The sequence below is a fragment of the Williamsia sp. DF01-3 genome (assembly GCF_023051145.1).
In the GTDB taxonomy this organism is placed as follows: Bacteria; Actinomycetota; Actinomycetes; order Mycobacteriales; family Mycobacteriaceae; genus Williamsia.
In genome coordinates this window covers 1,385,033-1,399,850 of sequence record NZ_JALKFS010000005.1, presented here as the reverse complement: position 1 = coordinate 1,399,850, position 14,818 = coordinate 1,385,033, and the positions used below count along the sequence as shown (strand labels likewise).

Sequence of the window (14,818 nt, the reverse complement as noted above, 5' to 3'; positions counted from 1 at the left end):
TCTTCTTCAAATCGTGAGGGCACTCGACTCATCGAGACTCTCCAGTTGTGCGCGCAGCGACCTCAAGGCGGGGACAGCGGCCCGGAGGGCTCGCAACTCGTCGTCGGTCATGCCCGCCATCGCTCGGGCGAGCACCTCATTGCGCGCCGACTGCAGCTGCGCCATCTCGCGACGCCCGTCGTCGGTGATGCTCACCTGCACCGCCCGACGGTCATCGGGATCGGGGTCGCGACGAAGCAGGCCGTGACCGACCAGCACATCCACGGCCGCTGTCACGGTCGGCATCCGCACTCCCTCGCGGCGGGCCAGTTCTCCCATCCGCATCGGGCCGTGCTCTGCCAGGGTCGCCAGGGTGGAGCCCTGCGCCGCGGTGTATTCGCCGAACGGTGACCGCCGGCGGATCGTCAGATACACCCGAGCCATCGTCGGGCGGATGGCGTCGGCCAGGTTGGTCAGCTCAGTGTCGAACACTTAGCAAGGGTAATACTTAGGACCTCGAACTATCAAGGAGAACCGCACCCCCACTACCCCATTTTGGTGGGTTAAGGCGACCGAAACCGCAGGTCGCGGCCGCCAGAACCCACCAAAACCGGGCTAGCCGAAGAGGGCTGGGAGCGTCGCTTCGAAGGTCTCGCGCAATTCGGTCAGCGGGATCGAGAACTGATCCTGGATCTCGACCGAATCGCTTCCCTGATCCACCACGCCGATGCGAGTCCACGGCATCTGCCGCGCGTCGAGCATGCCGGTGAACCGGGTTTCCTCGGTACGCGGCACCGCGACCAGAACTCGGCCCGACGACTCGGAGAACAGCCACACGAACGGGTCAGCGCCTTCGGGGAGCAAGATCCGGCAACCGGTCTCGCCCGCGAGTGCGCCCTCGACGACGGCCTGCGCGAGGCCACCCTCGGACAGGTCGTGCGCAGCGGACACCAGGCCATCGCGCGACGCTGCGGTGAGGATGTCGGCCAGGAGACGCTCACGCTCGAGGTCGACAGCAGGCGGCGTGCCACCGAGGTGGTCGTGCATCACCTGCGACCAGATCGACCCGTCGAACTCGTCGTGGGTCTCGCCGAGCAGGATCAAGGTCTCCCCCGGCTCGGTACCGAAACCGGTCGGGATGCGACGGCGCACGTCGTCGATCACACCCAGTACCCCGACGACCGGCGTCGGCAGGATGGGTGTCGCACCGGTCTGATTGTAGAAACTCACGTTCCCGCCGGTGACCGGGATGCCCAATTGCGCACAGCCATCAGCCAATCCGCGCACGGCCTGCTGGAACTGCCACATGACGGCCGGATCCTCGGGTGACCCGAAGTTCAGGCAGTTGGTGACGGCCTTCGGGGTCGCGCCGCTGACCGCGACGTTGCGGTATGCCTCGGCCAACGCGAGCTGCGCGCCGCGATAGGGATCGAGGTAGGTGTAGCGACCCGACGCATCGGTGGACAGCGCGATACCGCGGCCCGACGACTCGTCGATCCGGATCATCCCCGAGTCCGCATGTTCGGCCAGCACGGTGTTGCCCCGCACGTAGCGGTCGTACTGCTCGGTGATGAAGCGGCGGCTGCACAACGCGGGCGAGGAGATCATCTGCAGCAAGGTCGAGCGCAGTTCGTCGGCGGTTGCCGGGCGCGTCAAGTCCTTTGTGGTGGAAGCGATCACGTCATCCTGCCAGTCCGGCCGGGCGAGCGGGCGGTTGTACACCGGACCCTCGTGCGCCACAGTGCGGGGCGGTACGTCGACAACGGTCGCGCCGTGCCAGGTGATCTCGAGGTGCTCACCGTCGGTGACCTCGCCGATGACCGTCGCCAGCACATCCCACTTGGCGCAGACCTCCATGAACGCGTCGACGTTCTCCGGCGCCACCACGGCACACATGCGTTCCTGCGACTCGCTCGAGAGCACCTCGGCCGGGGTCATCCCGGTGGCCCTCATCGGGACCTTCTCCAGCTCGATGCGCATGCCGCCGTCACCGGCAGCAGCCAATTCGGATGTCGCACACGATAATCCGGCACCACCGAGGTCCTGGATGCCGATGACGATGCCTGCCTTGTACAGATCAAGACAACACTCGATCAGAACCTTCTCGGTGAACGGATCGCCGACCTGGACCGCCGGCAGCTTCTTCGGACGCCCACCAGCGCTGTCGTCGAAGGTCTCCGACGCGAGCACCGACACACCGCCGATCCCGTCGAGACCGGTGCGCGCACCGAACAGGATGATCTTGTTGCCCGCACCGGAGGCGAAAGCCAGGTGCAGATCCTCGACTCGCATGACACCCGCGCAGAGCGCATTCACCAACGGGTTCCCGGCGTACGACGCGTCGAACACCGTCTCACCGCCGATGTTCGGCAGACCCAGGGAGTTGCCGTAACCGCCGACACCACGCACCACGCCGTCGACCACCCGGCGGGTGTCCGGAGCGTCGGCGGCTCCGAACCGCAGCTGGTCCATGACTGCGATCGGGCGTGCACCCATGGCCATGATGTCGCGGACGATGCCGCCGACTCCGGTGGCCGCGCCCTGGTAGGGCTCGACATACGACGGATGGTTGTGCGATTCCACCTTGAAGGTGACAGCCCAGCCGTCGCCGATGTCGACCACACCGGCGTTCTCACCGATGCCCGCGAGCATCGAGGAGCGCATCTCGTCGGTGGTGGTCTCGCCGAAATACCTCAGATGCACCTTGGATGACTTGTACGAGCAATGCTCGGACCACATCACCGAATACATGGCCAGTTCGGCGGCGGTCGGCCGGCGGCCCAAGATCTCACGGATCCGCTGATACTCGTCGTCCTTGAGGCCCAGCTCACGAAACGGCTGGGGCTGGTCGGGGGTATCGGCGGCGACGGAAACGGTATCTACGTCTGCACTCACGGTGACAGTCTAGGCGGAGCCCAACAGTCGAGGTGATCTCGTCCTCCTCGCGGTAATGTCTCGGGCAGCGCAGCGGGAGTGGGAACTGTGCGCGGGGGGCCAGACCAGCTGATTCGTCGTTCGGCTGGTCGGTATACAGGGGGAAACGACCATGATCGACACAGGGCAGTCGCGCTCGTCTGTCGCCAAGGCACGCCAGTTGTTCGACTTCGCGGTCCGGTCGTCGGGGATACCGATCGACGGCGAGCAGTATCCGGCCGATCCGGCCAAGGCCGCGCTCGCCTTCACCCGGGCCACCGAGTGGGCGCCCATGATGGCCGACGCGTGGCTGGGGCGGGTGGCGTCCGGCGACAACTCTGCCTCCGTGGTGCTCCAGCTGTACCGCAGCCGGGCGACGATCGGCGCCGAACAGCGTCGGCTGGGGCTTCCACCGCGAACGTTGTCCGGCCGCTTCTCCACCGGCCTGTACATCGACTATCCGTTGGCCGACCGGACCGAGGCCATCGTGGCGTACGCGGCCACGCTGATCGCCGGCGCCGACTACCAAGGAGCCGAGGACGCCCTCGACGAGGCGGCCGACGAATGTGCCGGCCGGGGCCGGCCGCCGATCGTCGACTACCTACGGGCCAGCCTGCACTTCCGCACCCAACGTTGGACCGACGTGCTCACCGCTCTGGCCCCGTCGAATACGTGGACGGACGAGTACATGAACGCCGGCGCCGACCTGATGGCCGGATCGGCATGCGTGCAGATGGGTCTGTTCACCGAAGGTGTGCGGCGACTCGAAGCCGCGGCGAATGGGCCCATCCCCGCGGCAGCGACGGCGGCGATGTTCACCCACGGCCTGGCCTTACGCGAACAGGGCATGGAGGCGCAGGCTCGTGAACAGTTCGAGGCCGTGTATTCCCGCGACCCTTCGTTCGCGGCCAATTCCAAGGCCCTCTCGGATCAACGTTTCCGGTTGGTGATCACCACCGCCGAGACGATCAACTCTCGTAGCGACCGCTGGGACCCGGCCACTGCAGCAGAGACGGTCGCGGCCTCGGCGTCTGCTCCGGACGACTCCGAGGGAAGTCTGCTAGCGGCGGCACAGGCCGAACTCGCCGAGCAGATCGGCCTCGCATCGGTCAAGAGCCAGGTGACCAAGCTGCAGTCGGCAGCCACCCTGGCGAAGATCCGATCGGACAAGGGTCTCGCGACCGGCCCACGCAGTCTGCACCTGGCGTTCACCGGTCCACCCGGCACCGGCAAAACCACCATCTCGCGCATCGTCGCCAAGATCTATTGCGGGCTCGGTCTCATCAAAACCGATGCGGTGGTACAGGTCTCACGTCGTGATCTGGTGGGCGAACACCTCGGTAGCACGGCCATCAAGACATCGGAGGTGATCGACCGCGCGATGGACGGCGTGCTGTTCATCGATGAGGCCTACACGCTGGTGCAAAGTGGCCTCTCCGGCGGCGACGCGTTCGGCCGCGAAGCCGTCGACACCTTGCTCGCGCGGATGGAAGACGACCGCGACCGGCTGGTGGTGATCATTGCGGGCTATGACGCAGAGATCGACCGTCTGCTCGCCGCGAACGAGGGAATGTCGTCACGATTCTCCAAGCGCATCAGATTCGACTCCTACAGTCCCACCGAACTCACCCAGATCGCTGATCTTCTTGCCCGCAAACGTGATTCGTTACTGTCGGCGGAAGCGCTTCGTGAGCTCGAGATGGCGTGCGCTCCCCTGTGTCATCAGGTCGAGCTCGACGAGTTCGGCCGTGAGCGTCGCATGATCGACCTGGCGGGCAACGGCCGCTTCGTCCGGAACGTGGTCGAGAGCGCCGAGGAAGAACGCGAACACCGCCTGACAACCGGCACCATCGAACTCGCCGACCTCGACGACGACGCACTCATGCGCATCGAGGCCTCGGACATGCAGGCCGCATTGGCCGGTGTGCTCGGCGGATTGCGGAGCGGACAAGGTGGGGTCCGGTAGGCGGCCCGCGAACGCTCAGCCGGCAGCTCGGGTCACGTCCAGGATCTGTTCGGCGAGTTCCGGCCTGCAGATGACAAGATCGGGCAGGTAGACGTCGCGCTGGTTGTACTCCAGCGACAGTCCGTCAATCCGACTGCACCACAGCCCTTGTGACTTCGCCACAGCCACCGGCGCGGCCGAGTCCCACTCGTACTGTCCACCGGCGTGCACATACGCGTCGGCCTCACCCCGAACCACTGCCATCGCCTTGGCGCCTGCCGATCCCATCGGGAGCAGCTCACCACCGATGGCCGTGGCGACCGACTCGGCGAAAGCCGGAGGCCGCGAGCCGCTGATGACCACTCGCGGGTTGTCGCCCCGCGGTGTTCTCGCCAGACCTGTGGTGGGTGGCACCGGCGCCCCATCGTTGACGTAGGTTACGCCGAGCCCCGGCAGCGACACCGCGCCGACCGTCAGCCCCAACCCCTTTTCCCACAGTGCAACGTGCACAGCCCAATCGGTGTGGTCGTCAAGACCGTATTCCTTTGTGCCGTCCACAGGGTCGACGATCCACACGCGGTCGGCGTCGAGCCGGGACAGATCGTCGGCCGATTCCTCGGACAGCACCGAATCGCCCGGCCGCTCACGCGCGAGCGCGTCGAGCAGGAACTCGTTGGAGCGCAGATCCCCGGCCTTGCCGAGTTCTTTGCCGTTCAGCGATGGGTCTGATCGGAGTTCGACCAGCAGATTCCCGGCCTCGGTGGCAAGACGACCGGCAAGCTCTGCATCGGATGAGGTCACAGTCACACGCCCAGGTTACGGCGAATGGCCTCCGCGACGTCGGCAGGCGCACCGTCACCGGGGGTGATGACGACGTCCGCCGCTTCCGGTCGTTCGTACGGCGAACTGACGCCGGTGAAATGTGCGACCTCACCGCGGCGTGCCTTCGCGTACAGCCCCTTTGGATCGCGTTCTTCGCAGACCTCGAGCGGCGTGTCGACGAACACCTCGAAGAAGGGCAGACCGCGCTCGGCATGGACCTCGCGCGCCCGCTCGCGTTCGGCGGCGAAGGGGCTGATCAGCGAAACGATCGCAACCGCACCCGAGTCCGCGAAGAGTGCCGCGACCTCGGCGGTGCGCCGGATGTTCTCCCGGCGGTCGTCGTCTCCGAACCCCAGATCGGAATTCAGCCCATGGCGGAGGTTGTCACCGTCCATCAGGTAGGCCGGACGGCCTTCGGCCACCATCGATCGTTCCAGTTCCGATGCGATCGACGACTTCCCGGAACCGGACAGTCCGGTCAACCAGATGGTCGCCCCACGATGGGACCGCTGCTCCCTGGTCACCGACGAGCTGTGCCAGACCACGTGGGAGTCGTTGCTGACCGGCCCGTTGATCATCCCGGCGCCGACGGTCTTGTTCGTCGCCTCGTCGATCAAGATGAAGCTACCCGTGAAGCGATGCTGGCGGTACGAGTCGAACATCATGGGTTGCTGGGTGCGCAGACGGACGCGCCCGATCTCGTTGAGCCGCAACTCCTGTGGCCCCTCCTCACGATGGAGGGAGTTGACGTCGAGCCGATAGGTGAGGTCGCCGATCACGGCCTTCGACTCGCGGGTCGAGCTCTGGATGGTGTAGCGGTTACCCGACTTCAACTCGGTGTCCTCGGAGAACCAGCACACCATCGCATCGATGTCGCGGCCGACGTACGGCCGGTTGTTGGGACGCGCGAGCATCTCTCCACGGGTGATGTCGATCTCGTCGGCGAGCGAGACGGACACGGCCATCGGCGCGAATGCCTCGTCGAGCTTGCTGCCGCCGGGGCCCCAGATCTCGGCCACGGTGGTGCTGAATCCGCTGGGTAGCACCACCACTTCGTCGCCGGGCTTGAACGTTCCGCTGGCGATGGTTCCGGCGTAGCTGCGATGGTCCGATCCGTCACTGACCTGAGGACGGATCACATACTGCACCGGCAACCGGGCGTCGATGAAGTTGCGATCCGAGGCGATGTGTACGTCCTCGAGGTGCCCCAGCAGCGAGGTTCCCCGGTACCAGGGCATGTGCACCGACGGGTCGACCACGTTGTCCCCGAGCAGCGCCGACACCGGGATGAAGCTGAGGTCGGTCACGTTGAGTTTGCTGGCGAATGCGCTGAACTCGTCCTTGATCTCGGTGAATCGTTCCTCCGACCAGTCCACCAGGTCCATCTTGTTCACACACAAGACGATGTGCGCGATGCCGAGCAACGACGACAGGAAGGCGTGCCTGCGGGTCTGCTCGAGCACACCTTTGCGGGCGTCGATGAGAACGAGTGCCACGTCGGCGGTGGATGCCCCGGTCACCATGTTGCGGGTGTACTGCACATGCCCGGGGGTGTCGGCGATGATGAACTTGCGCTTGGGTGTTGCGAAGTACCGGTACGCCACGTCGATGGTGATGCCCTGTTCGCGCTCTGCACGAAGGCCATCGGTCAGCAGTGCGAGGTTGGCGTATTCGTCGCCGCGTTCGGAGCTGGTGCGCTCGATCGACTCCATCTGGTCGGTGAAGATGCTCTTCGAGTCGTACAACAGCCGACCGATCAGTGTGGACTTACCGTCGTCGACACTGCCCGCAGTTGCCAACCGCAGCAACTCTTTCCGCCCACGCCGCACGGGCTCGCCGATGATCAGTTCTTGGTCGACGGTCATCAGAAGTATCCTTCTTTCTTGCGATCTTCCATGCCGGACTCCGAGATTCGGTCGTCGGCTCGGGTTGCACCGCGTTCGGTGAGTCTGGTGGCGGCCACTTCATCGATGACCTGCTCGACCGTGACGGCGTCACTGAGCACACATCCGGTGCACGTCGCGTCGCCGACCGTCCGGAACCGCACCTGCTCGGTGTGCACCGTCTCGCCCGGTGCGAGTTCCACGTACGGCGTCTTGGCCAGCAGCATCCCGTCCCGGGGCACCACTTCGCGCTGATGGGCGTAGTAGATGCTCGGCAGTTCTATCTCTTCGGCGGCGATGTATTGCCAGATGTCGAGTTCGGTCCAGTTGCTCAGGGGGAACACCCGGATGTGCTCCCCTTTGTTGTGGCGGCCGTTGTAGAGGTTCCACAATTCGGGCCGTTGCGCTCGTGGATCCCAGGCGCCGAACTCGTCTCGGAAGCTGAAGACCCGCTCCTTGGCGCGCGCCTTCTCCTCATCGCGTCGCGCACCACCGAAGACGGCGTCGAAATTGTTCTCCCGGATCCCGCGCAGCAGCGATGTGGTCTGCAGCCGGTTACGACTGGCACCGGGACCGGTCTGCTCCACCACCCGACCGGCGTCGATGTCGTCCTGCACACTCGAAACCACCAGTCGGACACCGGTTTTGTCGACAACCCGATCCCGGTAGTCGATGACCTCGTCGAAATTGTGTCCGGTGTCCACATGCATGAGCGGGAAGGGAACGGGCGCAGGCCAGAACGCCTTGCGCGCCACGTGGAACATCACCACCGAGTCCTTGCCGCCGGAGAACAGCAGCACCGGCCGCTGCGCCGTCGCGGCGACCTCTCGGAAGATGTAGACCGATTCCGCCTCGAGCGCGGCCAGATGGGTGAGCTCGTACCCCGTTGTCAGCACCGTGAGAGTCCTCTCGCGTCGTTCGCCTCGCCAGGACTTGACCTGTCGAGTATCCGACACTAGTGTTTGAAAATATGACAGTGACGGTAAGCGACAGCATGCCTGTGGGTCAACCCTCGCCACCCACGCAGCGTGTGGTCCGGGTGATCGAACTGCTGGCCGAACAGACCGGCGGCCGCCTGACACTGGCGGAAATAGTCCGCCGCACAGGGTTTTCCAGAGCCACCGCCCACGCGGTGCTGACCCAACTCACCATCGACGGCTGGGTATCGCGAGAAGACGGCCAGTTCGCGATCGGTGCCGGCTTTGTCGCCCTGGCGCGGCAGGCCGAACGTGGCTATCCATTGCGGCGCTTGGCAGCTCCGATGATCCACGAACTCGCTGCGGACCTCGACATGCCGGCGTTCCTCGCCGAACGCGTGAGTGAACAGATCACTGTCACCGAACTCGTCGGGGTGCCGGACATGCAGTGGATCAGGCCCGGCCGGCGCATCGCACTACGCCCACCCGTGTGCCGAGAGTTCGTCGCGTGGGCGCCTGAAGCCGAACGGCAGCGGTGGATCGACTCGGCACCGCCGGGTGCCCGCGACCGACTGCACGACGTGCTGGAAGTGATCTGCGACCGCGGGTACGCGGTGGAGCGCCTCACCGGTGACCATGCCGAGATGATCGACGCGCTTGCGTCACTGCGTGATTCACCGGTCTCCGACACGGTGCGCTCACGGGTGGCGGGGTTGCTGGCCGAACTGACCACCATCGACTATCTGCCGGAGGAATCCGTCGGAGTTGTCGCGGTGGTCACGATCGGCGCCCCGATCATCGATTCCGAGGGCACTGTCATCGCGTCGATCGTCGTGTGCCCCAACCGCGAGATGAGTGCGGACGAGATGGCGCATCTGGGCACATCTGTGGCGGCTGCCGCGGATCGCGTCGCCCACGCGCTCGCACGCTGAATACATCTGTCGCGGCCCTCGGCCCTCATGACGGGCCCGTTCAGCCGGCGAGTATCCGCTTCTTCGCCAACGCCACCTCACGCTCGCCGACCGGAGCCTCCGACAGCTCCTCGCACCCTGGCCGCAGTCCGGCGATCACCATCGCCAGATGTCGCCGCCATGCCGTGTCACTGACGCCGCGCGTGCTCTCGACGACACCCCTGACCGCCCAGAACACGAGGTCGAGGTCGGTGACGGTGACGTCGGCACGAATCCGTCCGGCATCTTGAGCAACGGCCAGCAGCTCGGTCAGGATCGTGCGGAACTCGTCCCTGAGCAACGCCGTGTGCTCGTCGTTCCACATCCGCGACACACAGCCGCGGTGCGATGCCTGAATGGCACCGGTGTCGAACAGCAATCGTTCCAGACCAGAACCGTCGGTCACGTCACGCGCGGCCCTGGCCATCGCCACCAGATCGATGAGCAACTGCCGTACGAGTTCGCTGATCAAGGCGTCCTTGGTGGGGAATCGCCGGTACAGCGTGCCCATCCCGACGCCGGCCACCCGGGCGATCTCCTCGACCCCGGCATCGAGCCCGCGTTCACTGAACACCGTTGCAGCGGCGTCCAGTAGTCGTCGCCGATTCTCCGCAGCGTCACGCCGCAGCACTTTCCCACCGTCTGCGGTGGCCTGCACACCCATGGCCGACCTCATTCCGACTTGTCACCGGCGAGGGTACCGCCGGCAACCATCGCGAGTTCGGCGTGTGCGAGGTCTGCGGTCTCGTCCAATGCCGCCCCTCCCCGTTTGACCGACGGGATGAAAAGTGTCGCAACAGCTCCCAGGCACACGGCAACCCCCAGCATGATGAAGCCGTGGGTGTATCCCGATTCTTTGGGCAGTCCCGAGGGTGCGGCGCCCGCGGTGACCACAGTCCCCATGAATGCTGCGCCCAGCGAACCGCCGATGGTTCTGATGTTGGCGTTCATGCCGCTGGCGACTCCGGTCTGATGGGGTGGCACCGCCGCGACGACAACGTTTGCCATGGCGGAGAACGCAAGTCCCATACCGATACCCGACAGGCACATCGCGGCGAAGATGTCCGCTTCGCTGGAGTGACGGAACGCGACGAGGAAGTATCCGGCAGCGCTGACCAGTGTCCCCACCGTCAACAGGTTCTTCGAGCCGAAACGAGCAGACAGTCGCCCGGCACCGAGTCCGAGGATGAACATGAAGACCGAGCTGGGCAACATCATCAAGCCCGACTCACTGACCGATGCCCCGAATCCGTATCCCGCCGATGTCGGGGTCTGCACGAACTGCGGGAGGAATCCGAACCCGGCATACATCCCGATACCCATCATCAGAGCCACCAGGTTCGCGGCCCAGACAGTGCGCATCCGCATCATCTTCATGTCGATGAGCGGATTGGCCGATCGCGCTTCGGCAACGACCCACACCACCAGGAAGATCGCAGCGGTCACGAGCAATCCGACGACCTCGGGTGACGTCCAGCCCCACTTGGGTGCCTGGCTGACACCGAGCAGCAGAGCCACCAGCCACGCTGACAGCAACAACGCGGTGACCCAGTTGACCTTGCCCGGGGCCCGGCCCTTCGACTCCGGGATGAAGACGTAGGCCGCCACACCCGCGATGGTGGTCATGATCAGCGGAATCCAGAACAGCCAGTGATAGGTGAGTACATCCACGATCGGCCCGGCCAGCACAACACCCAGGCCGGCGCCCAGCGATGTCAGGGCCGCGACCATCCCGACGGCGCCGGGCACCTTTTTCTCGGGGAATTCGTCACGGATGATCCCGAAGGCCAAGGGCAGGACGCCGCCACCGACACCCTGGATCACACGCGCGACCACCATCACCGACAGTGACGCCGCCAATGCAGCCAGCAACGAGCCGATTCCCAGCGCGGCCAGCGCAACCACGAAGAGCAGCTTCTTGCCGTACATGTCCCCGAGGCGACCCATGATGGGCGTGAACACCGACGCGGAGAGGAGATAGGCGGTGAGCACCCAGGTCACGTCGGTCTGCGTCGTGCCGAGGGACACCTGGATCGTCGGCAGTACCGGAATCACCAGGGACTGCAGCAACGCGAACGCGGCCACGCCCACGGTGATCACGGTGAACGTGACCCGATAGTGCGTCCGCTTGGGTGCGATGTCCATACAGCTCCTGAGCTCGAACCGGAGAGACCACTCCGCATGCTGCTCTGAAGTTAGCACCACAAGCGGAGTCAAGACTCCGGATATCCACTCAGCGAGACACCGTCACCCGTCCACGACAGGCGGCTGCCCGGTCAGTCGAAAGCCGCGTTCACCTCGGCCTCGGTGAGGCCGTAGTCCTCCAGGGAGTACTTGTGGACGGGTTTGCGGTCGCCCGACTTGCTCTCCTCGTCGAGTGCTCGCATCGCCGACGCCGCATCATCGGTGAGGTCGAGTCCGAACGTGCGATAGATCGTTTCGACCGTGCCCATGGGATCGGTGCGGAAGTCGCGGAAGTCGATGTCGATGAACTGATCCGGGTTGTACTTGGACCGTGCCGCATTGAATGCGTGCAGCCCTCGCGACCACAACTCGAGTTGCGTCTTGCCGATCAGCTCGCCCGTGAAGACGGTTGACCATCCCTCGCCCGCATGCTCGGCAAGACTGCACATCGACGGGATGATCGTGGCGGGTGGCCGGTGGGTCTGGATGATCAACGCGTCCGGATAGACGGCCATCAATTCATCCAGCGCGAAGAGATGACTGGGGTTCTTCAGCACCCAGCGACGCTCTGGCTGATTCAGCCCGATCAACTGGAGGTTCTTCTTGTGCCGCGTGTAGGCGTTGGTCCAGTCCTGCTTCTGCAGCCACTGTGAGTAGGTCGGCAGGTACGACAAGGATTCGTAGGAAATCGACTTCATGGTCTGGCGCAGCAGCTGCCAGCATTCTTCGACGTCGGATGCACTCATGTAGTGCAGCCCCATGAATTCCGGGTTCTCCACGTGGTGCTGTTCGAGTCCGGCCTGGATCTGCTGGAAGACCGGGTTCGACTCCCAGGTGTCGCGCGGAGGCCGCGGCTGGGGGAACTCGGCAAGCCACATCTCCAGACCCTGATGGCCCGGATCTGCGGTGAGCAGCCGGTGTAGGGCGGTGGTGCCGGTACGGGGCAGCCCGGTGACGAAGATGGGGCGTTCCACCGGCGCGGAGACGTATTCGGGATTGGTTTTCCACGATGCCTCGCTGAGCAATCGGGCGACCAGCGCACCCCGAAGGAAGAAGCGGTTCATCTTGCTGCCGAGCTCGGTGAGTCCCGCATCGCGCTCGTACGACTCCAGCAGGACACCGAGCGCCTCGGTGTAGTCGTCCTGACCGAACTCGTCGAGCCCACACGCCTTCGTCGCCGACGCATGCAGATCCTCGACTGTGCCCACATTCGTTCTCGGAATGGTCATCTCGCTCCTCAGGTGTGGTACTCGCCGCAGTTGACGTCCAGCGTCTGGCCGGTGATGGCGCTGGCCCAATCCGAGGCGAGGAACACCACCGCCCGAGCGATCTCATCGGGTTCGGGCAGACGTTTGAGGTCGGACTTGGACGCGGTCTGTTCGTAGACGGCCTCCGGCGTGATGTCGTACTTCTTGGCGACCTCACCGAAGTACCACTTCAGCTGGTCGTCCCAGATGTAACCGGGTAGCACGCTGTTGACACGAACGCCCTTGTCGCCCAACTCTGTGGCGAGTGTCTGCGACATGGCGAGCAGGGCCGCCTTGGCGAGTTTGTAGCTGCCGTAACGCGGCTCCGAGTGCCGCAGGACCATGGAATTGATCATCACCACAGAACCGGACACCTTGGCCAATTCGTCGGTGAAGGCTTTGGTCATACGCAGACCACCGAGGACAGTCAGGTCCAGACTCGACCGGATGTGGTCGAAGTCGGTGCGTGCCAACGACTTCATCGAGGGCAGAGAGAACGCGTTGTTCACCAGGACGTCCACCCTGCCGTACTCGGCAACCGTTGCCGCGACGAGGGATTCGACGGCCGAATCATCGGTGATATCGGTGGGTACCTGCAATGCGACGCCGCCGGCGGCGTCGATCTCCTTGGCCACCTCGGCGAGCCGGCTCTCGGTCCGGGCAGCGAGCACCACCTTGGCTCCCGCAGCAGCGGCCTGCAAGCTGATCGAACGGCCGAGACCCGGCCCTACTCCCCCGACCACAACGACCTTGCCCTCGAGCAGACCTGTGGACACGGTGGCGGTCATCCCAGCATCCTCTGCGCGAATCCGCGCTGGCGTGCGGCTATTCGCTCACGCCAGCCTGCGTCGTCGATGGTGTTGGACTCGAAGTGCGGCAGGTGGTCGGGCACGTCGGCCACGTTGACGAACGCGACGGTGGGCCCATCGGACTCGGTCAGCTCGCGATCGACCCGCTGCCACCGGAACTGCGCTATACCCCGCTGTTTACCGGTTGTCTCGATCCAGTTGGCGATGCCCGGATTCTGCCTGCTGACCACCAGGCGGATCATCCCATCCGGATCCACCTGCGCCTGAGCAGAATTGAGGCTGGTCTGGTGATTGACGTAGTCGAGCGAGATGTACCACATACTGCCCAGCTGGAAACCCTGATACGGCGCATCGGATTTCGGCACCGTGATCACCATCGCCTCGTCGTCGGCGAGGTCGTAGTGACCCACCGATGAGTACTGGGTGCTCAGCCCACCCGGCGTCAGACGGGGCGCGGTCAAGGTGTTCACCGGCAGGTCCAGGTAGAACCACTTCGGAAAGTTGAACCAGGTGTTGATCCGCGACAGCAACATCTTGCCGGCCACCTGATAGCGGCGGGTGATCTGAGCGAGGTCGGGCTCCACCGGCGCACTGCCCACTGTGTCGACCCGCTCGATCCGGATCTGTCCCTTTTCCTGCATCCAGTCGCTGTACACCTCGCGCACCGCGAGTATCGACGACCCCTCGCCGAGAACGAAGTAATTGGGTCCCGGGTCGGCCTTGGGCGGTCCGAATCGGAGCGTGTAGGTCCCGTCCGCTTCGATCGTCAGTCGACGGTCGTCGAAGGCGTCGTCGCCACCGGGAACGTCGGTGGCGGTGTAGTCACCCTTGAGAACCTGAAAGCTGAGATCTGCTGTGTTGCCGCGCTTTCCGGTGATCAGATACTCTGCGTCGGCCTGCACGTTGGCGTGGTAGTACAGCGTATCGGGATTGTCCAGCCCCATCTTCGTGTAGGGGCCCGTGGACGTGACGAAGAACGGGTGGGTCTTGCCATACGCCCAAGCCATCTGCAGGCTCGCGCGGATGCTGCCGCCGAGGTAGTCGTATCCCTCGGCCAGATCCTGCTCGTTGCGGATGAAATCGGCTGAGGTGATCAGCTTCTCGGCGTCGGCGATGGCCGCGGCGAAAGGGGCGGTCACATCGTTCGTGACGGTTGTTGTCATCTCACT

The 14,818-nt window shown here is 64.8% G+C and carries 12 protein-coding genes; 2 read left to right on the top strand and 10 right to left on the bottom strand.

The annotated features are described in order from the left end of the window. Nucleotides 1-6: 6 nt before the first annotated feature. Nucleotides 7-471 carry a MarR family transcriptional regulator gene (locus MVA47_RS08665; RefSeq protein ID WP_247207498.1) on the bottom strand — a complete coding sequence of 155 codons (465 nt, stop codon included), beginning with the start codon at nucleotides 469-471 and terminating at the stop codon, nucleotides 7-9. A gap of 123 nt (nucleotides 472-594) precedes the next feature. Continuing rightward, nucleotides 595-2,874 (bottom strand): phosphoribosylformylglycinamidine synthase subunit PurL, encoded by a 2,280-nt coding sequence (purL, locus tag MVA47_RS08660; protein WP_247207497.1) that lies wholly within the window; start codon nucleotides 2,872-2,874, stop codon nucleotides 595-597. A 151-nt stretch (nucleotides 2,875-3,025) separates the two neighbouring features. Between purL and eccA the strand changes: the two genes are divergently transcribed. Further along, the gene (gene eccA, locus MVA47_RS08655; protein ID WP_247207496.1) at nucleotides 3,026-4,858 is read left to right on the top strand and encodes a type VII secretion AAA-ATPase EccA; all 1,833 of its coding nucleotides are present in this window, start codon (nucleotides 3,026-3,028) and stop codon (nucleotides 4,856-4,858) included. Between the two features lie 15 nt (nucleotides 4,859-4,873). On the opposite strand, the gene MVA47_RS08650 is transcribed toward eccA, so the two are convergent. From MVA47_RS08650 to cysD, 3 genes are read right to left on the bottom strand one after another with little or no spacing between them, the layout of a single operon-like run. Further along, nucleotides 4,874-5,644: a 3'(2'),5'-bisphosphate nucleotidase CysQ gene (locus tag MVA47_RS08650; RefSeq protein ID WP_247207495.1), complete on the bottom strand. Its 771-nt coding sequence runs from the start codon at nucleotides 5,642-5,644 to the stop codon at nucleotides 4,874-4,876. Then, nucleotides 5,641-7,524: an adenylyl-sulfate kinase gene (gene cysC / locus MVA47_RS08645; RefSeq protein ID WP_247207494.1), complete on the bottom strand. Its 1,884-nt coding sequence runs from the start codon at nucleotides 7,522-7,524 to the stop codon at nucleotides 5,641-5,643. The genes MVA47_RS08650 and cysC overlap by 4 nt, the downstream gene beginning before the upstream one ends. Further along, complete coding sequence (gene cysD / locus MVA47_RS08640; RefSeq protein WP_247207493.1) at nucleotides 7,524-8,438, bottom strand: sulfate adenylyltransferase subunit CysD; 915 nt, start codon at nucleotides 8,436-8,438, stop codon at nucleotides 7,524-7,526. Before cysD ends, cysC begins: the two co-directional genes overlap by 1 nt. Nucleotides 8,439-8,512: 74 nt before the next feature. Here cysD and MVA47_RS08635 point away from each other — a divergent pair, with 74 nt between their 5' ends. Continuing rightward, nucleotides 8,513-9,391, top strand: coding sequence for an IclR family transcriptional regulator (locus MVA47_RS08635; RefSeq protein ID WP_247207492.1), 879 nt, complete (start codon nucleotides 8,513-8,515; stop codon nucleotides 9,389-9,391). Between the two features lie 40 nt (nucleotides 9,392-9,431). On the opposite strand, the gene MVA47_RS08630 is transcribed toward MVA47_RS08635, so the two are convergent. From MVA47_RS08630 to MVA47_RS08610, 5 genes are all read right to left on the bottom strand, one after another. Beyond that, nucleotides 9,432-10,073 (bottom strand): TetR/AcrR family transcriptional regulator, encoded by a 642-nt coding sequence (locus MVA47_RS08630; RefSeq protein WP_247207491.1) that lies wholly within the window; start codon nucleotides 10,071-10,073, stop codon nucleotides 9,432-9,434. 8 nt (nucleotides 10,074-10,081) lie between these two features. Continuing rightward, nucleotides 10,082-11,554, bottom strand: a complete 1,473-nt coding sequence (locus MVA47_RS08625) for an MFS transporter (protein WP_247207490.1) — start codon at nucleotides 11,552-11,554, stop codon at nucleotides 10,082-10,084. 131 nt (nucleotides 11,555-11,685) lie between these two features. Beyond that, a complete protein-coding gene (locus MVA47_RS08620; RefSeq protein WP_247207489.1) occupies nucleotides 11,686-12,822 on the bottom strand; it encodes a sulfotransferase in 1,137 nt (378 codons plus the stop codon). An 8-nt stretch (nucleotides 12,823-12,830) separates the two neighbouring features. Further along, nucleotides 12,831-13,628: an SDR family oxidoreductase gene (locus MVA47_RS08615; protein WP_247207488.1), complete on the bottom strand. Its 798-nt coding sequence runs from the start codon at nucleotides 13,626-13,628 to the stop codon at nucleotides 12,831-12,833. Then, the gene (locus MVA47_RS08610) at nucleotides 13,625-14,812 is read right to left on the bottom strand and encodes a hypothetical protein (protein ID WP_247207487.1); all 1,188 of its coding nucleotides are present in this window, start codon (nucleotides 14,810-14,812) and stop codon (nucleotides 13,625-13,627) included. The genes MVA47_RS08615 and MVA47_RS08610 overlap by 4 nt, the downstream gene beginning before the upstream one ends. Nucleotides 14,813-14,818: the final 6 nt, after the last annotated feature.